Annotated in this window: 20 protein-coding genes and 1 tRNA gene; 16 read left to right on the forward strand and 5 right to left on the reverse strand. The window is 35.8% G+C overall.

Features of this window, described 5'->3' with window-relative positions; all coding sequences use genetic code 11:
• Positions 1 to 25 precede the first annotated feature (25 nt).
• The 7 genes from ABD692_RS08775 (at position 26) to ABD692_RS08805 (ending at position 5,653) form a co-directional block, all read left to right on the forward strand.
• Positions 26 to 334 carry a hypothetical protein gene (locus ABD692_RS08775; RefSeq protein WP_344766310.1) on the forward strand — a complete coding sequence of 103 codons (309 nt, stop codon included), beginning with the start codon at positions 26 to 28 and terminating at the stop codon, positions 332 to 334.
• 84 nt (positions 335 to 418) lie between these two features.
• Positions 419 to 718 carry a hypothetical protein gene (locus ABD692_RS08780; protein ID WP_344766311.1) on the forward strand — a complete coding sequence of 100 codons (300 nt, stop codon included), beginning with the start codon at positions 419 to 421 and terminating at the stop codon, positions 716 to 718.
• Positions 719 to 843: 125 nt separating this feature from the next.
• Positions 844 to 925: transfer RNA gene (locus tag ABD692_RS08785), tRNA-Leu, on the forward strand.
• A gap of 72 nt (positions 926 to 997) precedes the next feature.
• Complete coding sequence (tig, locus tag ABD692_RS08790; RefSeq protein ID WP_344766312.1) at positions 998 to 2,347, forward strand: trigger factor; 1,350 nt, start codon at positions 998 to 1,000, stop codon at positions 2,345 to 2,347.
• A 350-nt stretch (positions 2,348 to 2,697) separates the two neighbouring features.
• Positions 2,698 to 3,405 carry an ATP-dependent Clp endopeptidase proteolytic subunit ClpP gene (gene clpP / locus ABD692_RS08795; protein ID WP_316756978.1) on the forward strand — a complete coding sequence of 236 codons (708 nt, stop codon included), beginning with the start codon at positions 2,698 to 2,700 and terminating at the stop codon, positions 3,403 to 3,405.
• The gene (gene clpX / locus ABD692_RS08800; protein WP_316756980.1) at positions 3,389 to 4,627 is read left to right on the forward strand and encodes an ATP-dependent Clp protease ATP-binding subunit ClpX; all 1,239 of its coding nucleotides are present in this window, start codon (positions 3,389 to 3,391) and stop codon (positions 4,625 to 4,627) included. Before clpP ends, clpX begins: the two co-directional genes overlap by 17 nt.
• Before the next feature lie 162 nt (positions 4,628 to 4,789).
• Positions 4,790 to 5,653 carry an AMP nucleosidase gene (locus ABD692_RS08805; protein WP_316756982.1) on the forward strand — a complete coding sequence of 288 codons (864 nt, stop codon included), beginning with the start codon at positions 4,790 to 4,792 and terminating at the stop codon, positions 5,651 to 5,653.
• A 130-nt stretch (positions 5,654 to 5,783) separates the two neighbouring features.
• On the opposite strand, the gene ABD692_RS08810 is transcribed toward ABD692_RS08805, so the two are convergent.
• Entirely contained in the window at positions 5,784 to 6,443 is a 660-nt protein-coding gene (locus ABD692_RS08810; RefSeq protein WP_344766315.1) for an ATP-binding cassette domain-containing protein, read from the reverse strand.
• A gap of 403 nt (positions 6,444 to 6,846) precedes the next feature.
• Complete coding sequence (locus ABD692_RS08815) at positions 6,847 to 7,707, reverse strand: sigma-70 family RNA polymerase sigma factor (RefSeq protein ID WP_010601359.1); 861 nt, start codon at positions 7,705 to 7,707, stop codon at positions 6,847 to 6,849.
• Between the two features lie 793 nt (positions 7,708 to 8,500).
• Here ABD692_RS08815 and ABD692_RS08820 point away from each other — a divergent pair.
• Together ABD692_RS08820 and ABD692_RS08825 are read left to right on the forward strand one after the other, a co-directional pair.
• Complete coding sequence (locus tag ABD692_RS08820; protein WP_316756986.1) at positions 8,501 to 8,992, forward strand: DUF2975 domain-containing protein; 492 nt, start codon at positions 8,501 to 8,503, stop codon at positions 8,990 to 8,992.
• A gap of 14 nt (positions 8,993 to 9,006) precedes the next feature.
• A complete protein-coding gene (locus tag ABD692_RS08825) occupies positions 9,007 to 9,213 on the forward strand; it encodes a helix-turn-helix domain-containing protein (RefSeq protein WP_316756988.1) in 207 nt (68 codons plus the stop codon).
• 138 nt (positions 9,214 to 9,351) lie between these two features.
• Here the strand turns inward: ABD692_RS08825 and ABD692_RS08830 are convergent, their stop codons facing one another.
• Positions 9,352 to 10,533 carry an AIR synthase related protein gene (locus ABD692_RS08830; RefSeq protein WP_344766318.1) on the reverse strand — a complete coding sequence of 394 codons (1,182 nt, stop codon included), beginning with the start codon at positions 10,531 to 10,533 and terminating at the stop codon, positions 9,352 to 9,354.
• A gap of 219 nt (positions 10,534 to 10,752) precedes the next feature.
• A complete protein-coding gene (locus ABD692_RS08835; RefSeq protein WP_316756993.1) occupies positions 10,753 to 12,927 on the reverse strand; it encodes a glutamine synthetase III family protein in 2,175 nt (724 codons plus the stop codon).
• Between the two features lie 202 nt (positions 12,928 to 13,129).
• Here ABD692_RS08835 and ABD692_RS08840 point away from each other — a divergent pair, with 202 nt between their 5' ends.
• Both ABD692_RS08840 and ABD692_RS08845 read left to right on the forward strand, forming a co-directional pair.
• The gene (locus ABD692_RS08840) at positions 13,130 to 13,972 is read left to right on the forward strand and encodes an energy transducer TonB (protein WP_344766320.1); all 843 of its coding nucleotides are present in this window, start codon (positions 13,130 to 13,132) and stop codon (positions 13,970 to 13,972) included.
• Between the two features lie 17 nt (positions 13,973 to 13,989).
• On the forward strand, positions 13,990 to 14,334 hold the full coding sequence (locus ABD692_RS08845; RefSeq protein WP_344766322.1) for an FEKKY domain-containing protein: 345 nt from the start codon (positions 13,990 to 13,992) through the stop codon (positions 14,332 to 14,334).
• Positions 14,335 to 14,423: 89 nt separating this feature from the next.
• Here the strand turns inward: ABD692_RS08845 and purL are convergent, their stop codons facing one another.
• Positions 14,424 to 18,101, reverse strand: a complete 3,678-nt coding sequence (purL, locus tag ABD692_RS08850; RefSeq protein ID WP_425567333.1) for a phosphoribosylformylglycinamidine synthase — start codon at positions 18,099 to 18,101, stop codon at positions 14,424 to 14,426.
• 265 nt (positions 18,102 to 18,366) lie between these two features.
• On the opposite strand from purL, the gene gloA2 reads away from it, so the two are divergent.
• The 5 genes from gloA2 to fbp all read left to right on the forward strand — a co-directional run bounded on the left by gloA2 (position 18,367) and on the right by fbp (position 23,474).
• The gene (gloA2, locus tag ABD692_RS08855; RefSeq protein WP_344766324.1) at positions 18,367 to 18,750 is read left to right on the forward strand and encodes an SMU1112c/YaeR family gloxylase I-like metalloprotein; all 384 of its coding nucleotides are present in this window, start codon (positions 18,367 to 18,369) and stop codon (positions 18,748 to 18,750) included.
• 348 nt (positions 18,751 to 19,098) lie between these two features.
• Positions 19,099 to 19,749 carry a tRNA1(Val) (adenine(37)-N6)-methyltransferase gene (locus tag ABD692_RS08860; protein WP_344766326.1) on the forward strand — a complete coding sequence of 217 codons (651 nt, stop codon included), beginning with the start codon at positions 19,099 to 19,101 and terminating at the stop codon, positions 19,747 to 19,749.
• 102 nt (positions 19,750 to 19,851) lie between these two features.
• On the forward strand, positions 19,852 to 21,645 hold the full coding sequence (locus ABD692_RS08865) for a serine hydrolase (RefSeq protein WP_344766328.1): 1,794 nt from the start codon (positions 19,852 to 19,854) through the stop codon (positions 21,643 to 21,645).
• Positions 21,646 to 21,883: 238 nt separating this feature from the next.
• A complete protein-coding gene (locus tag ABD692_RS08870) occupies positions 21,884 to 22,375 on the forward strand; it encodes a metallophosphoesterase family protein (RefSeq protein WP_344766331.1) in 492 nt (163 codons plus the stop codon).
• A 19-nt stretch (positions 22,376 to 22,394) separates the two neighbouring features.
• Positions 22,395 to 23,474, forward strand: coding sequence for a class 1 fructose-bisphosphatase (gene fbp, locus ABD692_RS08875; protein WP_316757010.1), 1,080 nt, complete (start codon positions 22,395 to 22,397; stop codon positions 23,472 to 23,474).
• Positions 23,475 to 23,498 lie beyond the last annotated feature (24 nt).

Consider the following 23,498-nt stretch of genomic DNA (forward strand, 5'->3'; position numbering starts at 1 on the left):
ATAAATCATTTCGTTCCCCACTACTATGAAAAAAATATTAATGTTAATGCTGGCCATTGTAGCCTTATCAAGCTGCGGTAGCATAATGAATGCAGCCGATAATGGTAAAACCATTACTTTAACGGGAAGAGTTGAAAAACTAGGTTTAACGCCCTTTAGATATGGCAGCCACAGCATTAAAATGCGGGGACAGGTATATTCTATAAAAAGCACAAGTATAAATTTAGATAATTATTTAGATAGGCAAGTTATTATCAAAGGGACTAAAGTACCAGGTTATCCATTAGAAGGTGGCCCTGAACTCATTGAAGTTACGAATATTAAGGGACAATAAATTTTGATCTTCAATTTACGCAATACTTTATTATTAAAATTGAGCTGTTTTTACTAAAATTGTAATACCCATAAATCACCTATTATGAAAAAAATATTAATATTATCTCTGTTTGTTGCAGTTATTTCAAGTTGTACATCAATGAAAGATTCAGATACAGCCACTCGGGTTACCGCAACTGGAACAATTCAAAAGCTGGGCATGTCAACTTTTCAATACGGAACCCATGTTTTAAAAACCGAAAATAAAACTTACGCATTGAAAAGTACTTTTAGTCTGGATCCATATTTGGATAAGAAGGTTACGATAAAAGGAAAAAAGGTTTCGGGCTATCCTTTAGAGGGCGGACCTGATCTTGTAGATGTATCAATGGTAAAGCTTTAAAAATTATTCTCGCTTAGGATTAGCGACTTAGCTTCGATTGAGTAAAATAATTCAGAAAATGTTTCAATTATTTTTTGAAAATTGATTCTGATTTCTATCTTTGCAGTCCTTAATACATCCTAACTGCGGAAGTGGCGTAATTGGTAGCCGCACCAGACTTAGGATCTGGCGCTTCACGGCGTGGGGGTTCGAGTCCCTTCTTCCGCACAATAAGATAAAGGCCGTTTCGATTTAAACATCGGAACGGTTTTGTTTTTTAAAACACTGATTCAAAAGAAAATGAATATTACACAGGAAAAAACCGGCAACTTAAATGCTGTTGTAAAAATCAAAATCGCACCTGCAGATTATACTGGTAAAGTGGATAAAGCCATTAAAGATCAAGCAAAAAAAGCACAATTGCCTGGTTTCCGTAAAGGAATGGTGCCTGCGGCCCACATTAAAAGAATGTATGGCAAAAGTATCTTGGTAGAAGAAGTTAATAATTTATTAAACGATACGCTATCTAATTACATCGCTGAGCAGAAATTAGAAATTTTGGGTCAACCGTTACCTGCAATTAATAACGAAAGAGAATTTAAATGGGATAACACAGATGAATTCGAATTTGATTACGAATTAGGTTTAGCGCCTGCTTTTGATGTTAATATTTCATCTAAAGATAAATTTACACAGTATGTTATTAAGGCTGATAAAGAAACTTTAGAAAATCGTATCAAAAATATCCGCCGTAGTTATGGCAAAATGACTAATCCAGAAGTTTCTACTGAGGAAGATGTTTTATATGCCGAATTAACTCAACTAGATGCTGATGGTTCTACTTTAGAAGGTGGTATTACCAACGCTGCAACATTACGTTTAGATCAGATTAAAGATAAAAAAATTCTTAAATCGTTAGTTGGTTTAAAGAAAGATGCTGAAGTAACTATCGATATTCAAAAAGCACTTGAAGATGCTGCGGCAATTGCTAAAGCTTTAAATATCTCAGAAGAAGCTGCTGCAGAATTGAAAGCTGATTTCAAACTGGTCGTTAAAAATGTTAACCGTTTAGAAGAATCAGACTTAAACCAGGAGTTTTTTGATAAGTTATTTGGCGAAGGTACAGTAACTGACGAAGCTGGTTTCAGAGAAAAAATTACAGAAGAAGTTGAAGGCATGTTTAAACAAGATGCTGAGCGTAAATTATCGAACGATATTTATGAGCAACTTTTAGAAAAACATAGTTTTGAATTACCTGATGAATTTTTACGTCGTTGGTTAAAAGCAACAAACGAAAAATTAACTGATGAAGAATTGGCAGAAGGTTATGATGATTTTGCTAAAAACCTTAAATGGACTTTAATCGAAAACAAAATCATAAAAGATAACAGCATCGAAATTAAATACGAAGATGTAGTTGCCGCTGCTAAAGCTAAATTAGATGCTCAATTCAGAATGTACAGCCCAAGTCCGCTTCCTGAAGATCAATTGGCACAATATGCTGTTCAGTTTTTGCAAGAAAAAGAAAATGCTAACCGCACTTTCGAAGAAGTAAAAGCGCTAAAAACTTTCGAGCAAATCAAATCGATTGTTACTTTAGATGATAAAGCAATTGATTACGATAAATTTATCGCTTTAGATAAAAAATAATCACAACGGCTGACCAAATGTCAGTCTTTTAGATATTCATATAATAAGAGCAACTCAATGGGTTGCTCTTATTATATACAGACTTTCTACGGAAAATTTAATTATTTTTTGGGTTAATTTGTTCATTTATTGAGTATTGCATATCTTACGGATATTGTTACTCTTAATTTGTTTTATCTTTAAAAAGCAAGATTTTAATTTCCGCAACAGAATTGCTTTACATTAAAGGATAAATAGATAAATTGGCATGAAAATTAACCACCTATAGAAAAAAATAGTTAAAATTTTAATCTTGTTTAGCCATGAGTTATTCGAAACTATAAGCTAAACTTCAAACGCAAGACACGACTATGAACATAGATTCACAAGAATTCAGGAAATTTGCCGTTAAACATCAGGGAATTGGTGGTTTACATGTAGATAAATTTATTGCACAGGCTAATATGAACCCTCAGAACATGACGCCTTATATTATAGAAGAACGCCAGTTGAACGTAGCCCAAATGGATGTTTTTTCGAGATTAATGATGGATCGTATCATCTTTTTAGGTGATGCAATTTATGATCAGAATGCCAATATTATTCAAGCTCAATTGTTGTTTTTACAATCAACAGATGCAGAAAGAGACATTCAGATTTACATTAACTCGCCAGGTGGTTCTGTTTATGCAGGTTTAGGTATTTACGATACCATGCAGTACATTCAGCCAGATGTGGCTACAATTTGTACAGGTATGGCAGCATCGATGGGCGCTGTTTTATTGGTTGCAGGTGCAGAAGGTAAACGCTCCGCTTTGCCACACTCAAGAGTAATGATTCACCAACCATCTGGAGGTGCACAAGGTGTTGCTTCTGATATGGAGATCAACTTGAGAGAAATGTTAAAATTGAAGAAAGAATTATACGATATTATTTCAGAGCATTCTGGTCAAACTTATGATTGGGTAGAAAAAGCTTCTGATCGTGATTACTGGATGAGTGCTGAAGAAGCCAAAGGATTTGGTATGATTGATGAAGTATTATCGAGAAACGCAAGAAAAAATGGCGAAACAAAATAAAGAATCCCGTTGTTCATTCTGCCATTCGGGCAAGCATGAAACTTTAATGTTAATTGAAGGCATGGATGCGTTTATCTGCGATAAATGCGTTACACAGGCGAATCAATTGCTTGCTCAGGAATTGGGTACAAAAAATAGCAAAGGTATTCAGTCAACATTAACACTTTTAAAGCCGCTTGAAATTAAGCAGCATCTTGATCAATACGTTATTGGTCAGGATGATGCCAAAAAGGTTTTATCAGTAGCAGTTTACAACCACTACAAACGTTTAAATCAAAAAATTGATAAAGACGAGATTGAGATTGAAAAATCGAATATTATGCTGGTTGGCGAAACTGGAACAGGTAAAACACTTTTAGCTAAAACAATTGCTAAAATTTTGCATGTACCTTTCTGTATTTGCGATGCAACCGTTTTAACTGAAGCTGGTTATGTTGGTGAAGATGTTGAAAGTATATTAACCCGCTTGTTGCAGGCTGCAGATTATGATGTTGCCGCTGCCGAACGTGGAATAGTATATATTGATGAGGTGGATAAAGTTGCTCGTAAAAGCGATAATCCGTCGATTACACGTGATGTATCAGGCGAAGGTGTTCAGCAGGCATTGTTGAAGATTTTAGAAGGTACAATTGTAAACGTTCCACCTCAGGGAGGCCGTAAGCATCCAGATCAGAAAATGATTCCAGTAAATACAAATAACATTTTATTTATTTGTGGTGGAGCATTTGATGGCATCGAACGTAAAATTGCAAACCGCTTACGTACACAGGCGGTAGGTTTTAAAACGAAGAAAGATGATACGGTACTAGATCTTAAAAACCTTTACAAGTACATTACACCTCAGGATTTAAAATCATTTGGGTTAATTCCTGAACTTATTGGTCGTATTCCTGTTCTTTCTCACTTAAATCCGTTGGATAAAGAAACGCTAAGAAATATTTTAACAGCGCCTAAAAATGCGTTAACTAAACAATATGAAAAGCTTTTCGATTATGAAGATGTTAAGTTGATTTTTGATGAAGATGTTTTAGATTTTATTGTAGATAAGGCAATGGAATATAAACTTGGGGCACGTGGTTTAAGATCGATTTGTGAAGCAATTATGCTTGATGCAATGTTCGATACACCAACCCAGAAAGATGTCAAGGAATTACACATCGACCTCGATTACGCGATGGAGAAATTTGAAAAGGCCGACTTTAAAAAGTTGCAGGTCGCATAAAACAAAATCAAATCCTTCCCGTAAATCGGGAGGGATTTTTTTTAACAATAAGATTTTTATTTTGAGAACAGGGATCGATTTAAAGCATTGTTAACGCTAAGCTTAAATGGAATTTGTTAATTTGAAAATAATGTCTTATATTATTAAAAGGAATAAAAATATATGAACGAAGAAAAAGACGTAAAAAAAGACGAAGCAGTTGTAGAGAAATCAAAAAAAATTAAAGAGGTAGAAACACCTGTTAAAGCAGGACTGAAGTCGAAAGATGAAATTGTTAAAAACTGGTTGCCTCGTTATACAGGAAGACCTCTGGATCAGTTTGGAGATTATATCTTGCTTACTAATTTCAGTAAATATGTATCCATGTTTTCTGAATGGAATGACAACGCACCAATTATGGGCCTGGATAAACCTATGCAGAGTGTTACAGCAAACGGTATAACCATTATCAATTTTGGTATGGGTAGTCCGCTTGCAGCAACCATGATGGATTTATTAACCGCTATAAAACCAAAAGCAGTATTGTTTCTGGGTAAATGTGGTGGTTTGAAAAAGAAGAACCAATTAGGTGATTTAATTTTGCCAATTGCCGCAATCAGAGGCGAAGGAACATCAAATGATTACTTACCTGCAGAAGTGCCAGCATTACCTGCTTTCGCTTTGCAGAAGGCAATATCTACAACAATCCGAGATCATGGCAGAGATTACTGGACAGGAACTTGTTACACAACAAACAGAAGGGTTTGGGAGCATGATAAAGATTTTAAGAAATACTTAAAAACTTTAAGAGCAATGGCTGTTGATATGGAAACTGCAACAATTTTCACTACTGCATTTGCAAATAAAATTCCTGCTGGTGCTTTACTTTTAGTTTCAGATCAGCCAATGATTCCTGAAGGTGTTAAAACAGCAGAAAGCGATAGCAGTGTTACAGAAAAGTATGTGGAAACACACTTAAGAATTGGGATTGATTCCTTAAAGCAATTAATTAATAACGGCTTAACAGTAAAACACCTATTGTTTTAATTTTTACGCACAGAGCCTAATGTTCTTATAAGAACCTTTTATGTGTTGTAGTAATATTTATTAGGTCAGATCAGCTATGCTGGTCTTTTTTTATGCTTAAAATTTTGAAATGATATAAGCCTTTTTTTCGCTAATTTTTGGTGTGTGGTAGGTAACCATGTAAAATTAAATCATCAACGCTTTCTATTTTGTAATTACACCCATTATGAAGAAGCACAATTCTGTCTGATACATCTATAATAGAGCGATGATAATGATCCGTAATAATAAAGCTTTTAAACTGTTTGGCGAAGTTAATATGTAGTTTTAGCTCTTCAATAAGTAATGGTGCTAATTGAGAAAATGGTTCATCTAATAATACAAATTTTGTATCGCTATAAATCATTAAAAGGCATTCTAAAAAACGACTTTCTCCGCCCGAAAATGTTCTGAATTTTCTTTGCAGGTGATCGGTTACAAATCTAATTTTTAGTAATTCTTCTTTATGCTGATTACAGAAGATGTCGATTGCTTGCATAAGCTTAACGTTGTTTGGTACAAAGTTATCTTGAGGTAGGTAGGAAATTTCTCCAGATCGATAGCCCTTGTCTATTATTTTTTCGTTTATTTTCAGAAATTTAAAGTCCGCTGCAGTGCTGCCGAATATTATTTTTAGTAAGGTCGATTTCCCACTTCCGTTTCTGCCCAATAAGCCTACAACTTCTCCGATTTTGCAATTGATAAAAACGCCGTTTAATATTGTTTGTTGATTAAATTTATGGGTAACACTGTCAATAAAAAGCTCCTGCATATAAAACATATTATAATGATCACAGTAAAAATAATCAGGTCATATAAAATGATGTTGGCTAATATCTTTAGAAAACCTAATCCCATATTTTTATAAAAATAAGATTGCTTTTTTAAGAACAGGCGATCGAATACAATAGAAAATCCCCAGCCAATGGGTTTCATAATTAGTGCCATTAAATAAGCGCCTGGTTTATCGAATCCGTTTATCACGAAAAAAAGGCCTGTAATTAAACTCACTAAAATATTCCATAGTATTATTGGTTTATAAACCAATACGGATTTTTTAAGGAGACTTATCGACATCAATTAAAGATATAGAATCAATTCTATAATTGGAATGCCGGTAAACAAAAAAAGGGTTGACAAAATGTCAACCCTTTCTAATTCTAAGTAATTTATTTTTAGCCTAAATAAGATTTTAGGATTTTACTTCTTGATGTATGACGTAAGCGTTGCAATGCTTTGTCTTTAATTTGTCTTACACGCTCACGGGTAAGGTTAAATTTTTCTCCAATTTCTTCAAGAGAAAGTGGATGGTTAGAACCTAGTCCGAAGAATAAAACGATGATTTCTCTTTCTCTTTCTGTTAAAGTAGATAAAGAACGTTTAATCTCTTCCGATAAAGATTCATTGATTAATGAACTATCTGTATTTGGCTCGTGGTTTTCCAATACATCTAGTAATGTATTTTCCTCACCCTGAACAAATGGAGCATCCATTGAAACATGACGGCCAGAGTTACTTAAAGTGTCAGAGATTTTGTCAACAGTAGTTTCTAAAATATCTGCCAATTCTTCAGGAGATGGCTCACGCTCATATTCTTGCTCTAGTTTAGAGAAAGCCTTACTGATTTTACTCAATGAACCTACCTGGTTTAAAGGTAAACGTACAATACGACTTTGCTCAGCAATTGCCTGCAAAATAGATTGACGAATCCACCAAACAGCATAAGAAATGAATTTGAAACCCTTAGTTTCATCAAAACGTTTTGCCGCTTTAATTAAACCTAAGTTACCCTCATTAATTAAGTCTCCTAATGTTAAACCTTGATTTTGGTATTGCTTTGCAACAGATACAACGAAACGTAAGTTTGTTTTAGTTAATCGCTCTAATGCAGCTTGATCGCCTTCACGAATCTTTCTTGCTAAAATTACCTCTTCCTCTGCTGTTATTAAATCTACTTTACCAATTTCATGTAAGTATTTATCTAACGATTGACTTTCACGGTTGGTAATGGATTGCGTTATCTTGAGTTGTCTCATTTATACGTTTTGTGTGCTCTTTAATTATTGAAGTGTGCAAAGTTACGAAATAGTATAGCAATCCGAAAGGATAAAATGCTGAAAATGTTAGTGTTTGCACAAGTTTTTTACAGTTTTACTTACAACAAAAATCATTCCAATTTAGTTTTAATGAATATTTGTCTATTTTGATTGTTAATAGCTGTTAATCGATTAATGTTTATTGTAAATCAATAAATACATTTTGATTTGTAATAATAATTTTTTTATGTTTGTTCAGTAAATAATTAATTTAATATGACGTTTCTTAAAGTTGTACTTTCAAATGTAAAAAACAAAAGCAGCAATTATTGGATAATTGCTGGCTTAAGAATTTTTGTCAGACTGCTTGGTACGTTAACGATGATCTATTGGTTAACAGTAATAGATAAACTATTTAATTATAGCTCAAAAAATCTATATGATTTTTTGAGCACAACATTCTACCTTTTATTTTTTGTGTTTCTGGATTGGTATATCAAAACTTCGTTAAATAACGATTTAAGAAACAACGCGTTAACATGGCTGAATATTTTGAAATGGATCCCGCTTGGTTTTGTTGTTATCCTTGTTTATCTGAGTTTTCAATTTAATTCATTTTCATGGAGCCAAAAAATTGTCGAGAATATTATTTATTCCTACACTAAGGTCTGGTCAATGGTTTTTATACCTAATCTCAGTTTTATCATTATAACAATTTTGATTTTTTACACGTCAGCTATTTTAAGTAGAAATAAAAGCTTAAGAGAAGAAAACGATTTAACGATATAACTTTATGACAACTCAAAACCAAATCAAATCAATTAAAACAGGCTACGTTATTACGCTTTTAGCTGTATTCTTGTTTTCACTTAAAGATGCTGTTCGTGGTTTTTATGACGGTTATAGTGATACAGGAAAAGGAACATCGTTTGAATTTTTACAAGGTTTAGTAATATTCGTTATCATGTTTCTAGGTTTAAGAGTGCTGGTTTATCTGTATAGATTTATAGATTCAGTACAAATTGGTAATGTTTTTAGTGAAGAGAATGTAAGCCGCCTTAAACGGATGGGCTGGTATTGTACAACAATACCGTTTTTGCTGTTTGTATTTAACGCCTCGATTTATATACAGCGAACCAGCGATAAAATGAACTTAATGTTAAAAATAATAGAAAACGTTGATTTCCAAATCTGGTTATTGATTTTTGGCTTAACACTATTAACAATTGCTTTTGTATTTAAAAAAGGAATAGAGTTAAAGCTAGAACAAGATTTAACAATCTAATTTATATTCAACCTATGCCAATCATAATAAATTTAGATGTAATGCTTGCCCGTCGTAAAATGTCGCTTACCGAGTTAAGTGAACGGGTAGGGATTACCATGTCTAATTTATCCATTTTAAAAACTGGTAAGGCGAAGGCAATCCGTTTAGAAACTTTAGAATCGATTTGTAAGGTTTTAGAATGCCAGCCAGGCGATATCCTGGAATTTCGTACAGAGTAATTTAACCTCGAAGCAATCTAAGCTGCAGGATGATGTTCTTAGCTCTTTAATGCATTCGATTGGTAATAAACAAAAAACCTTTCAATACTATTGAAAGGTTTTTTTAACCGCTATATTTATTAAGGATATTATTATTGTTTAGTTGTAAACAAAAGTTCCTTTATCACTATTAATCGTTACTTGTTTTTTATCGCTTTTTTCTACGCGGCCGATAATTTGCGCATCAATATTAAAGCTTTTTGAAATTGCAATAATATCTTCAGCAATTTCTGCTGGAACATATAATTCCATTCTGTGGCCCATATTAAATACCTTATACATTTCTTTCCAGTCGGTGCCCGATTCTTCCTGTATCAGTTTAAATAAAGGCGGCACAGGGAAAAGATTGTCTTTTATAACATGCACATCATCATTTACAAAATGCAATACTTTAGTTTGCGCCCCACCGCTACAGTGAACAATGCCATTAATTTGGCTACGGTAATTTTCTAATATTTTTTTAATTACGGGTGCATAAGTTCTCGTAGGCGATAAAACTAATTTACCAACTGTCGTTTTGCCAAAATCTTCAATTTCAATTTCATCTGTAAGTTTTTTATTTCCAGAGAAAACTAAGTCGAAAGGAACAGCAGGATCAAAGCTTTCAGGGTAGTTGTTTGCAACCGATTTATCAAAAACATCATGACGGGCAGACGTTAATCCATTCGAACCCATTCCGCCATTATATTCCGTTTCATAAGTTGCTTGTCCGTAAGATGCCAAACCAACTACAACATCGCCAGCTTTAATCTGATCATTGCTGATGATATCTTCACGCTTTAAACGACAAGTTACGGTAGAATCAACAATTATAGTTCTTACTAAATCGCCAACATCTGCCGTTTCTCCGCCAGTAGAATAAATTGAAATTCCTTGTTCGCGTAAGTCGGCCAAAATTTCTTCCGTTCCGTTAATAATTTCTGCAAGTACTTCTCCTGGAATTAAATTTTTATTACGGCCAATGGTTGAAGATAAAAGAATGTTATCCGTTGCACCTACGCAAATTAAATCGTCGATATTCATGATGATAGCATCTTGTGCGATGCCTTTCCAAACCGAAATATCGTTGGTTTCTTTCCAGTAAACGTAAGCTAGAGATGATTTTGTGCCAGCTCCGTCAGCATGCATGATGTTACAATACTCCTCATCAGCACCTAAAATATCTGGAATAATTTTGCAAAATGCTTTAGGGAAAATTCCTTTGTCAATATTCTTGATGGCATTATGCACATCTTCTTTTGAGGCTGAAACGCCACGCTGATTGTACCTGTTATCACTCATGTTGCCGCAAAGATAGCGTTTTAAGCTGAAAGACTAAAGCTGAAAGCTTAAAGGTTTTATTGAAGTTTTACGTCAGAATCGCCAAAAAGAATTTATTATTTGTATTGAAGTGGAAGGTAAAAGGTAAAAGATTTTAAACACGAATCTATTAATTCTCGGAAAAAGAAAAGGCGTAGAGTAAACTCTACGCCTTAAACCTTTTTGCTTATACCTTAAATATTATTTCATGAATAATAATTCTCTGAATTTAGGTAATGGCCACACGCTATCGTCAACAATTTGCTCTAACTTATCAGCATGGTAACGAATGGTATCGAAGTAAGATTTAACTTTCTCATCGTACGCAATAGCTTTTTCGCGGGTATCTTCGATCTTGTTGGTTAACTTACGTTCTTCCAACATGGCATCGATATTTGTTTTAACGATATCTAAATGCTCAGATAACTTCTTAACAATATCTAAAGATGACGTACTTGCTACACCAAGTTCTTTTAATCCTTTTACGTTTTCGATTAAAGAGTTTTGATAAGCAATTGCAGCAGGAATAATTGCAGTGTTAGCAACTTCGCCCATTACACGAGCTTCGATTTGAAGTTTTTTGTAGAAGTTCTCTAACATGATTTCATGGCGGGCATGAATTTCACGAGCACTGTAAATGCCAGTTGTAGCAAATAATTCAGCCGATTTCTCTGTTAAATAAGCATCTAAAGCTTTAGGCGTAGTTTTGATGTTTGATAAACCGCGAGTTGCAGCTTCATCTTCCCACTCCTGGCTATAACCATTCCCTTCGAAACGGATATTTTTAGATTCTTTAATGTATTTTTTGATTACTGTTAATAATGCGATATCTTTTTTATCACCTTTCTTGATTAACTTATCAACTTCAACCTTGAATTTAGTTAACTGCTCAGCCATGATCGCGTTTAAGATCGTCATTGGTGCAGAAGAGTTAGCAGAAGAACCAACTGCTCTTAATTCAAATTTATTACCTGTAAATGCGAAAGGAGAAGTACGGTTACGATCTGTATTATCCAATAAAATTTGTGGAATTTTAGGGATACCTAACCAAAGTGCATTATCTTCTTTAATTTTTTTGCTGATACGTGAGTGTTCAATCTCATCCAATACATCGTTCAATTGAGAACCCAGGAAGATAGAGATAATTGCTGGTGGAGCCTCATTAGCACCTAAACGGTGATCGTTGCTTACCGATGCAATACTTGCACGTAATAAATCTGCATGCTCGCTAACCGCTTTAATTGTATTAACAAAGAAAGTAAGGAACATCAGGTTGTTTTTAGGCGTTTTACCTGGAGCTAATAAGTTTTTGCCAGTATCCGTAATTAACGACCAGTTATTGTGCTTACCAGAACCGTTGATACCTGCGTATGGTTTTTCGTGTAATAATACACGGAAATGATGACGACGAGCCACTTTTTCCATCAAATCCATCAATAACTGATTGTGATCGATAGCTAAGTTGATTTCTTCGTAAATAGGTGCACACTCAAATTGAGATGGCGCAACCTCGTTGTGACGGGTTTTTAAAGGAATACCTAATTTTAAAGCCTCGTTTTCGAAATCTACCATGTAAGTGAAAACACGTTCTGGAATCGATCCGAAGTAATGATCTTCTAATTGCTGGCCTTTAGCCGACATATGTCCGAATAAAGCACGGCCAGTTAATAATAAATCTGGACGGGCATTAAATAACGACTCATCAACTAAGAAATATTCTTGTTCGATACCTAATGAAGCATTTACTTTTGTAATGCCTTTATCGAAATATTGACAAACATCAACGGCAGCTTTATCAAGCGCAGCTAATGCTTTTAATAATGGTGCTTTATAATCTAATGCTTCACCTGTATAGGATACAAAAACAGTTGGGATACAAAGCGTTTTACCTGCTTTACTTTCCATAATGAATGCTGGAGATGAAGGATCCCATGCTGTATAACCACGAGCTTCGAAAGTGTTACGAATACCACCGTTAGGGAAGCTTGATGCATCTGGCTCTTGTTGAACTAATGCACTACCTGCAAATTTCTCGATAGCACCATCGCCACTTGGTTCAAAAAATGAATCATGTTTTTCAGCTGTAGTACCTGTTAAAGGCTGGAACCAGTGCGTATAGTGTGTTGCGCCTGCGCTCATTGCCCAAGCTTTCATAGCTGTAGCAATTTGATTAGCGTCATCAGAGTTAATTAATTCACCTTGGTTGATAGATGAAATTAATTTTTCATATACGTCTTTAGATAAGAAATCTCTCATTTTTTTCTTATCAAATACATTCGAGCCAAAAAAATCAGAAATTTTCGATGATGGTGATTTAACTTCTGGTGAAATTCTGTTTTGAGCCTCTTTTAATGCGATGGTTCTTAAACTTTTCATTAATTCGTTGTGTTTTTTGTCAAAAATAGTATAAATTCTTAGTTTTTGTGAAATTATTCATCGAAATATTTAAAAATTATTGAAAATGAAATCTGAAAATGGTTTTCAGATGAAAAATTTCATTTTTGATAAATAATGTACTTTTTTTAAAGTTTTATGGAATTGATGAAATTCATACATCATGGTTTAAAACTTAGAAACTATGTTCAATTCGTCTATTAATGTTTACAAAACCGAGTGGCTCGATCTTGTATTCTCTGGCAGAAACAAAAAGTATGGTGCTTATGTGCTTAGGTCACAATCATCGTCTATCTTAACAAAATCGTTATTTATCGCGAGTGCCTTTTTTGTTCTGGTTTTTATCGCCCCTATGATTTATGGTAAATTATTTCCTGCAGCTGCCGATGTAACTGTAGTCGAGCATGATTTGCCAACTCTGGTCGATGCTATTCACCAGATGAAAAAACAGGAGGAACCTAAAAAAGCGGAACCTGAAAAAACAGAACCAGTTAAAGTTAAAACCGTTGCAATGCCATCAAAAATTGTTGTGGTTGATCAGGTCGATTTGCCCGAACCGCCAACAGTAAAAGATATCGAGAATGCAGTGATTAGTAATAAAACACAGGATGGTGAAATTAAGCCAAACCTGGCTATATCTACAAATACAAATAATGGAGATGGCGGCACAAAAGGTAGCGAAACTGGTGCGCCAACAGGAAATGAAATTACTGACTTACCTGGTGTTGATGAATACCCAGAATTTGAAGGTGGTATGAAAGGCTGGGCTAAATACATTCAACGTAATTTACGCTATCCATATATGGCTCAGGAGTCAAGCATTCAGGGAAAAGTTTTTATAAGCTTTGTAGTAGAAAAAGATGGTTCGATTACTAATGTAACGTTGGTTAAAGGAATTGGAGCAGGCTGCGATGAAGAAGCCATTCGTGTAATTAAAAAATCGCCACTATGGAAACCTGGTAAGAATAAGGGAAACGCCGTTCGCGTACGTTATAATTTGCCAATAAACTTTACAATAAGTAATTAATATAATTTACGCTACCTATGAAAAATATATTAATTATTCTATTGAGTTTGGTTTTTGCCAGTAAAGTAAAAGCCGCTGCTGTTGTAACGGACACAACAAAAATATACAGCATTAAACTGGCAAATGCAGATATTAAAAAAGGTCACGTTAAATTTTTTTTACAAGGTGGAATTGTTTCAACCTATAAAAAAGGACAGGAAGTTTTTGAAAAGAAATACAAACTCAAATACGCAGACCTGGGCTGCGTAATGCCAAATAATCTATCTATTGCTGATTATAATAAAACCGTAGCGTTATATATGGATAAGAAGTTTGGTTTCGGCTGGCGGGTAGATGTGAGAAAAGATGTAAGGGGAATTTAGTTAAAGTAGGATAGAAGGGGTAAAACGGAAAAGGTAAGGTGGTTAATGGTTTTTAATTCCATTTTCCACCTTACCTTTTCTATTATCTCTTATTTATTCTCGATCCATTTACGGGCATTTACAAATGCTTCCATCCATGGCGAAACTTCATCTTTACGGCCTTGAGGATAATTTGCCCAGTGCCATTGAAATAATGAACGCTCGATGTGAGGCATCATAACCAAATGACGGCCAGTTGTATCACACATCATTGCAGTATTGTAATCAGAGCCGTTGGGGCTTGCAGGATAGCTTTCGTAAGCATATTTAGCAACAATGCTATATTGATCTTCAGCGTATGGTAAGCTAAATCTGCCTTCGCCATGCGATACCCAAACACCTAAAGTGCTGCCTGCTAATGTAGAAAGCATCACCGAATTGTTTTCAGCTACCGTTAACGATGTGAAAATACTTTCGTGCTTATGACTCTCATTATGTAGCATTTTTGGTTTTTCTGCGTGGTCTTTATTAATCAAGCCAAGCTCTACAAATAACTGACAGCCGTTGCAAACACCAACTGAAAGCGTATCTGGGCGATTAAAGAAGTTTTCTAACGCAACTCTTGCTTTTTCATTGTACATAAATGCACCAGCCCAACCTTTTGCCGAACCTAAAACATCAGAGTTAGAGAAACCACCAACAGCACCAATGAACTGAATGTCTTCAAGTGTTTCTCTTCCCGAAATTAAATCGGTCATGTGTACATCCTTCACATCAAAACCAGCCAGGTACATTGCATTAGCCAGTTCACGTTCTGAGTTACTTCCCTTTTCGCGGATTACTGCCGCTTTTGGTCTTGGTTTGGTAAGATCAATAACAGGTTTCTTTCCATCAAACTGCGTTGGGAAAGTGTATTTTAAGGCCTGGTTTTTATAATTATCAAAACGTTCTTTAGCCTTAACTGGTCCGCTTTGTTTTTTATCTAATAAGTAAGAAGTTTTAAACCAGGTATCGCGTAAGCTATCAATATCAAAGCTAAAGTTGTCAGCAGCATTTTTAATTTCTAAAGTTGCTTTCGAACTTACTTTACCAATTTTATGATAGTTAATACTTGCCGCCGATAAAATGTGCTCTACACCTGCATCAGCCTGGAAAACTACCCCAATGTTTTCTGAGAAAAGGAGTTTAATACTGTCTGTCTCGCCTAAAGCCGATAAATCTAAAGATGCGCCTAAATCTCGGTCAGCGAAACACATTTCTAGTAAGGTTGTAATTAAACCACCGCTACCAATATCATGACCAGCTTGGATCTGCTCCGCTTTAATTAACTGTTGAATGGTATTAAATGTAGTTTTAAATTGATTAGCGTCTTTTACATCAGGTGTTTCGTCGCCAATTTTGTTTAAAATCTGTGCAAATGATGAACCACCTAACTTATAATTATCATTAGAAAGGTTGATGTAGTAAATAGAGCCACCATTTTTTTGAAGAACAGGTTCCACCACCTTAGTGATGTCGTCGCAATTTCCGCCAGCAGAAATGATCACCGTTCCAGGTGCAATTACATCGCCATCTTTATATTTTTGTTTCATTGATAAAGAATCTTTTCCCGTTGGGATGTTGATACCTAAATCAATAGCGAAATCTGAACAAGCTTTTACGGCTTCATACAGTCTTGCATCTTCACCTTCGTTTTTACAAGCCCACATCCAGTTGGCCGAAAGCGAAACACTTTTCAGTCCATCTTTTAACGGTGCCCAAACAATATTGGAAAGCGATTCTGCAATCGCAATTCTGCTTCCTGCAGCTGGATCGATTAGTGCCGAAACTGGTGCGTGCCCAACCGAAGTTGCAATGCCTTCCTTACCTACAAAATCTAAAGCCATTACCCCACAATTATTTAAAGGCAATTGTAGCGGGCCTGCCGTTTGTTGCTTGGCTACTCGGCCACCAACGCAACGATCTACCTTGTTGGTTAACCAGTCTTTAGAAGCAACAGCTTCTAATTGAAGTACCTGTTCTAAATAATCGTTTAATTTGGTCGAATCGTAACTTAAAGCTTCATACTGGCGGTTTAAGTTTTTATCTTCCATAACCACTTTTGGCGAACTACCGAACATGTCTTTAAGTTCAAAATCCATTGGCTTGGCGCCAGTCGTTGCCGATTGGAAGGTAAAACGATGGTCGCCTGTTACTTTACCAACGGTGTACATTGGCGAGCGTTCGCGATCTGCAATTTTTTGTAAAGTCTCGATATGTTCATTTCCGATAACCAATCCCATACGTTCCTGAGATTCGTTTCCGATAATTTCTTTTGCCGAAAGGGTAGGGTCGCCAACAGGTAGTTTATCCAGATCGATTTTACCACCAGTTTCTTCAACTAATTCTGAAAGACAGTTTAAGTGGCCGCCTGCACCGTGATCGTGAATCGAAACAATTGTGTTGTGTTCGCTTTCTACCATGCCACGAACCGCGTTTGCAGCTCTTTTTTGCATTTCTGGGTTTGAACGTTGAATTGCATTCAACTCAATTCCCGAACCATGTTCGCCAGTATCAGCAGATGAAACCGCTGCACCGCCCATCCCGATTCTATAATTTTCGCCACCAAGCACAACAATATTGTCGCCCTCCTGTGGTTTTTGTTTTTTAGCCTGACTTGCTTTGCCGTAACCAACACCGCCAGCTAGCATAATAACTTTATCGTATCCTAACTTTCTGCTTGTCGCACTGAGCTTGTCGAAGTGCTCGTGCTCAAATGTTAAAACTGACCCTGTAATCAATGGCTGGCCAAACTTGTTACCAAAATCGGTCGCACCGTTCGATGCTTTGATTAAAATATCCATTGGAGTTTGGTACAACCACTTTCTTTCCTCAACGCCCTTTTCCCACGGACGGTTTTCTTCTAAACGAGAAAGGGCAGTCATATAAACGGCTGTTCCAGCTAAAGGTAATGAACCTTGTCCGCCAGCTAATCGATCTCTGATTTCGCCGCCCGAACCAGTTGCAGCACCATTAAAAGGCTCTACTGTAGTCGGGAAATTATGGGTTTCTGCTTTTAACGAAATAACCGATTCGAAATCGCTTGTTGTGTAATAATCTGGTACGTCTGCACGTTTAGGTGCAAACTGCTGTACAACAGGGCCTTTAATAAAAGCAACGTTATCTTTATAAGCAGAAACAATATCGTTAGGGTTTTCTTCTGATGTTTTGCGGATTAACTTAAATAAAGAGGTAGGTTGTTCTACGCCATCGATAACAAATTTGCCATTGAAAATTTTGTGGCGACAGTGCTCCGAGTTTACTTGTGAGAAACCAAAAACTTCCGAATCTGTTAAAGGTCTTTCTAAGTTTTTCGCCAGGTTATTTAAATATTCAACTTCTTCATCACTTAAAGAAAGTCCTTCTTGCTTATTGTATGCCGCAATATCCGTAATTTCTAAAATGGGCTCAGGTTTAATGTTAATGGTATAAACCTCCTGACCAAGTTCCGCGTATTTTTGCGAAAGCATGGGGTCATAACCCGAAAAGTCTTCTGCAACTTTTTGAAACTCTTCTATTCTGATTATGCCATGAATATCCATGTTTTGCGTAATTTCTACCGCATTTGTACTCCATGGTGTTATCATAGCAGCTCGTGGACCAACAAAAAAACCGCTCAGCGCAGTTTCATTTTGTAATTTGGCACCGCCGAATAACCATTCTAGTTTTGTAATATCAGTTGCTGATAGGGAGTGATCTGTTTGTAAAACAAAAACCGCCTCGGATTGACTTAAGAAGAAATGAATCATGCTTTTTTTTTGAAGTTGCAAATTTAAGGTTTTTAATCTTAATGATAGAATGATCGCGTAATAGAATGATAGAATGTGGAAATAATGACGCGATTGTGGAGAGCTAAGTTGTTGGTCGTTGTATTATGCCATAATATTTCTGATAAATCTTAAGTTTTTTAGTTGTTTGTCCTTGATTTCATTTCAAATTCAAAAGTTTTTTTCTGCAACTTTGCATTTAATTCAATCGTTTCAAAACCATTTATCGGTAATTTTCTAATCCGCTATGTTCAACCGCATCCATCATATTGCTATAATTTGTTCTGATTATGAAAAATCAAAAGATTTTTATGTTAATCAATTGGGGTTTAAAATTGTGGCTGAAGTTTACAGGGAAGAAAGGAACTCGTATAAGTTAGATTTAGCTGTAAATGATGTTTATCAGATCGAGCTTTTTTCTTTTGAGAATCCTCCCGCCAGGCCTTCAAGGCCTGAAGCGCAGGGTTTAAGGCATTTGGCTTTCGAAGTAGATGATATTGAGAAAGAAATTGAACGGTTAAATGTATTTGGAATTTTAACTGAACCTATTCGTGTAGATGAGTTTACAGCAAAGCGATTTACTTTTTTTACCGATCCTGATGGATTACCGCTGGAGTTGTATGAGAAATAAAAACAAAATAGCCAACAATTGGGTTGTTGGCTACTTAGATACCGATCGAGTATGCTGATGTTTTAACAATTCAAAGACCAGTCGAAACGCAGTACATTCAAATTGCTGATACAAACATAGGTTATGAGCGCTAACATCGCAGCCAAACGTTTGATTAAATTATTAACAGCTTCCTTTTATTAAGGATTTTTGTGTGAAAATAAACTTTAAATCGCTGTTATTCATGTGTTTGTGAATTTTTTTAATTGTTAATAATATTTATTTTTTTCATCAGATAAACTGAAATTGAGGGCAGGTAGAAATATTTTTAAGTTTAAACAGTTTGAGGTAGATCAAACGGGCTGTGCAATGCGGATCAATACGGATGGTGTATTGCTGGCTGCAAGCGCTACCCATAAACACCCAAAAAAAATATTAGATATTGGTACGGGCACAGGGGTAATCGCTTTAATGCTTGCCCAGCGATTTAATGGTGCTCAGGTTGATGCAGTAGAAATTGATTTTCAGGCTGCCGAAACTGCGAATGGAAATGCAGCCAGATCTAAATTTTCAGATCAGATTAATGTTTTTAATACTGCCTTTGAAGATTTCATTACTAATGAAAAATACGATTTAATCGTTTCTAATCCTCCATTTTTTGTTAACGATTTAAAAAATGAGGAAAAACGAAAAGGAATTGCTCGACATGCGGCCGCCGATTTTTTCGGGATGCTGATCTGTAAATCAGCAGGACTGTTATCTGCCAGCGGAAAGATCTGTTTGGTTTTGCCCATTAAGCAGGCATTAGAAGTCGAAAGATTAGGTGCTGAATTTAACTTATCCGTTTCGGAGAAAATTTATTTACATTCTGATAAAGACAAACCCGTATTTAGGGTTATAATTTGTTTGGAAGCTGGAATTCCAAAGCTCGAAGAACATCATTTTTATATTTATCAATCAGATAAAGTGCATACCGAAGCCTATCATGCGCTGCTTAAAGATTTCTTCCTGGCATTTTAATCGGTATTAAGTCTGCTATAAAACGCTGGTTTTCTTGTAGCCTATAATTATCTGATTATCATTTGTAATTTAGTCACGATACAAAAAACTTAATCTATTAACATGAAAAACGCTTTTACTCTAATTGCATGCTGTTTCGTCACCTTAACTGTTTTAGCTCAGTCTCCAAAAACAATAACGCCTTTACCTGGAATTGATACCTTATTTAATAGGATATTAAAAGATCAGATAGCGGCAGGTTTTTCGGTCGCCGTAGTAAGAGGAGGCGAAGTAATTTACAGTAAAGGCTTTGGTTATCGCGATGTAGAAAATAAAAAACCTGTAACTCCAAATACGCTGTTCGCCATAGGTTCTAGCAGTAAGGCTTTTACAGCTTCCTTGCTGGGTTTACTTCGAAAAGAAGGAAAACTGACTTTTGAAGATAAAGCAATTAGCCTTTTGCCACAATTGCGATTTTATAATGAGGAAATGAACAGTCAAATTATCTTGCGTGATTTGATGGCGCATAGAACAGGATTATCCAGGTACGATTTTTCATGGTTTTTATTTAATACAGCCAATCGCGATAGCCTAATTGCTCGTGTTAAATATATGAAGCCTACTGCCGCAGTGCGTGAAAAATGGTTTTATAATAATTTTATGTACATGGCGCAGGGTATGATCGTAGAGCGATTAACAGGTAAAACGTGGGAGCAAAATATAAAAGAAAAGTTCTTTAATCCCTTAGAGATGACTCGTTCTAATACCGATATAAATGCATTTAAAAATGATAGCGATGCTTCATTACCCTATATTGTTGCGGGCGAAAATGTGATCAAAAAAATTGATTATTACAACATTAATGGGATGGGGCCTGCTGGGAGCATTAACAGTAGTGCAAACGATATGGCCAATTGGTTAAAAGTGTGGACTAGCGGAGGATATTTTAAGAAAAAAGAAATTTTGCCATCAAGTTATGTTCACGAGGCTGCAAGCTCCCAAATGGTAATGGAAGCTGCCTTACCAGCTAAACATGATGATGTTTTCTTAGCTAATTATGGTTTGGGATGGATGATCGGTTCGTACAGAGGGCATTATATAGTGGAACACGGTGGAAATATTAATGGTTTTTCTGCCAATGTTGCTTTTTTTCCTTCGGATGATTTGGGGATCGTGGTGTTAAGTAATCAAAATGGTTCGCAAGTTCCTGTTGTGGTGCGCAACTCAATTGCCGATCGGATTCTTAAACTAAAAGAACTGGATTGGAATGGCGAGGCAAAAGCAGCAGCTGAAGCCAGTAAATTAGCTAAAAAGAGTATTAAAAAGGCACCTGTTTTAAAAATAAGTTCTTCGCATCCGTTAAAAGATTACCTGGGCTCATTTGAAAACCCCGCTTATGGCGTAATCAAAGTAACGCTAGAAAATAACGAATTGCACACGGTACTAGGTGATGAGAAAATCGTGCTCAAGCACATGCATTATGATGTTTTTGATCCAAAATCGATCGATAAAAACGGTTTGGTAGATACGACCCAAAGTAACCTGATGTTTAATTTTTCTAGCGGTGTCGATGGAAAGATTCAGGGGATCGGTATCTTCCTGGATGGCAGCGAAAAGCCAGTGATGTTTGATTTTAAGCCTGAAATTAAAATACGATCAGTTAAGGAACTTGAAAAATATACGGGAGAATATACTTTAGGAAAAGCTATCGTTAAGGTGTTTTTGAAAGGCAATGTCTTAACTGTGTTTGTGCCAGGGCAACCGGAGTATGAAACAGAGACGATGGAGGCAGATACCTTTAACCTGAAAGCTCTTAAAGGGTTTAGTGTGAAGTTCGAAGTTACAGCTGAGCAGAAAGTAAGTTCTATGACTTTTATACAACCAAACGGCGTATTTAAGGCCGTAAAGAAAAGTTAATAATAAGGTTAAAGGGGAATGGAAATTGAATGCAGTTTAGCCCTCAAAGAACAGATTAATGTTTGTTTGTACGAAAGCGGCGCAGTGCTAATATCGTACAATTATAGCCATGCTTTATTCTGGTAAATAACAGTCTTTTTGTTTAGATTTTATGTTACACTTTTGGATATTTTTGAATGAGAATTGGTTATAGATAAGGCCTGCTCTTTCAAATTATCCTTACAATTAAGTTCAAATAATGAAAAAAATAGGTTTAATTTCAGATACGCATAGTTATTTAGATGAAAGTGTTTTTAAGCACTTTGAATCTTGCGATGAAATTTGGCATGCAGGCGATTTTGGACTAAATGTAGCAGAGCCATTGGCCGCCTTTAAACCCTTGCGTGGTGTTTATGGAAATATCGATGATGCTGAAATTAGGAATGCTTTTCCTGAACAAAATCGTTTTAGTTGCGAAAACGTAGATGTGCTAATGATTCATATTGGCGGTTATCCTGGTAAATATGCTACTTCTGTTAAGTCTGAAATTTACACTAAGCCACCAAAGCTTTTTATTACAGGGCATTCGCATATTTTGAAAGTTATGTATGATGAAAAGTTGAAATGTCTGCATATAAACCCTGGTGCAGCAGGTAAACATGGCTGGCATAAGGTTAGAACCTTAATTCGTTTTTGCATTACTGATGAAAATATTCATACCTTAGAGGTTATAGAGTTATCGGGTAGATAATGTAAAATATACACTAAGTATGGTTTGTGGCGTAAAAACACTAGGACAATTTATCATAGAAAAACAAGCGGATTTTCCTTATGCCAAAGGAGAATTATCGAGGCTTTTAAGAGACATTGCAATCGCAGCTAAAATTGTTAACCGTGAGGTAAATAAAGCTGGTCTTGTAGATATTCTTGGCGACATCGGTACCACAAACATTCAAGGCGAAGAACAAAAGAAACTCGACGTTTATGCCAACGAGCAATTTATTGCAGCATTAACCAGCGGGGGTGAGTGTTGCATTGTGGCTACTGAAGAAGAGGATGAAATTATTCATATCGAATCCCCGGTATCTCAAAATGCAAAATACATTGTATGTATCGATCCTTTAGATGGTTCATCGAACACGGATGTAAATGTTGCAGTTGGAACGATATTTTCGATTTACAGACGTAAATCTATAGAAGGAAAGGCCAGTCTTGCTGATGTTTTACAGAAAGGAACCGAACAGGTTGCTGCAGGATATATCATCTATGGTTCTTCTACGATGTTGGTTTACACCACAGGAAAAGGTGTAAATGGTTTCACTTTAGATCCTTCTATTGGCGAGTTTTGTTTATCGCACCCAAGTATGAGCATGCCAGAAACGGGTTATATGTACTCTATTAATGAAGGTAACTACGTTCATTTTCCTGATGGTGTGAAAAAATACATTAAATATTGTCAGGTGGAAGATGATGCCACCAAACGACCATACACCTCCCGTTACATCGGTTCGATGGTTGGTGATATTCATAGAAACTTAATCAAAGGTGGTATTTACATCTATCCAACTACATCCCGATCGCCGAATGGTAAATTAAGATTGCTTTATGAGTGCAACCCAATGTCGTTTATTATAGAGCAGGCTGGCGGAAAGGCCTCTACAGGTTTTGAACGTATTTTGGATATCAATCCTTCAGAACTGCATCAAAGGGTGCCGATTTTTATCGGCTCTAAAAATATGGTAGAAAAGGCAGAAGAAATGATGCTTTTACACACTGCCAAATCACTTTCCGTAGACGAGCAGGTCGAATCTAAATTAGAAGATTTAGGAGTGATTGGCGGAATCGACTAATTCAGGTTCAAAATTATTCCAAAT

It is taken from the genome of Pedobacter ginsengiterrae (genome assembly GCF_039537385.1).
Taxonomy (GTDB): domain Bacteria; phylum Bacteroidota; class Bacteroidia; order Sphingobacteriales; family Sphingobacteriaceae; genus Pedobacter; species Pedobacter ginsengiterrae.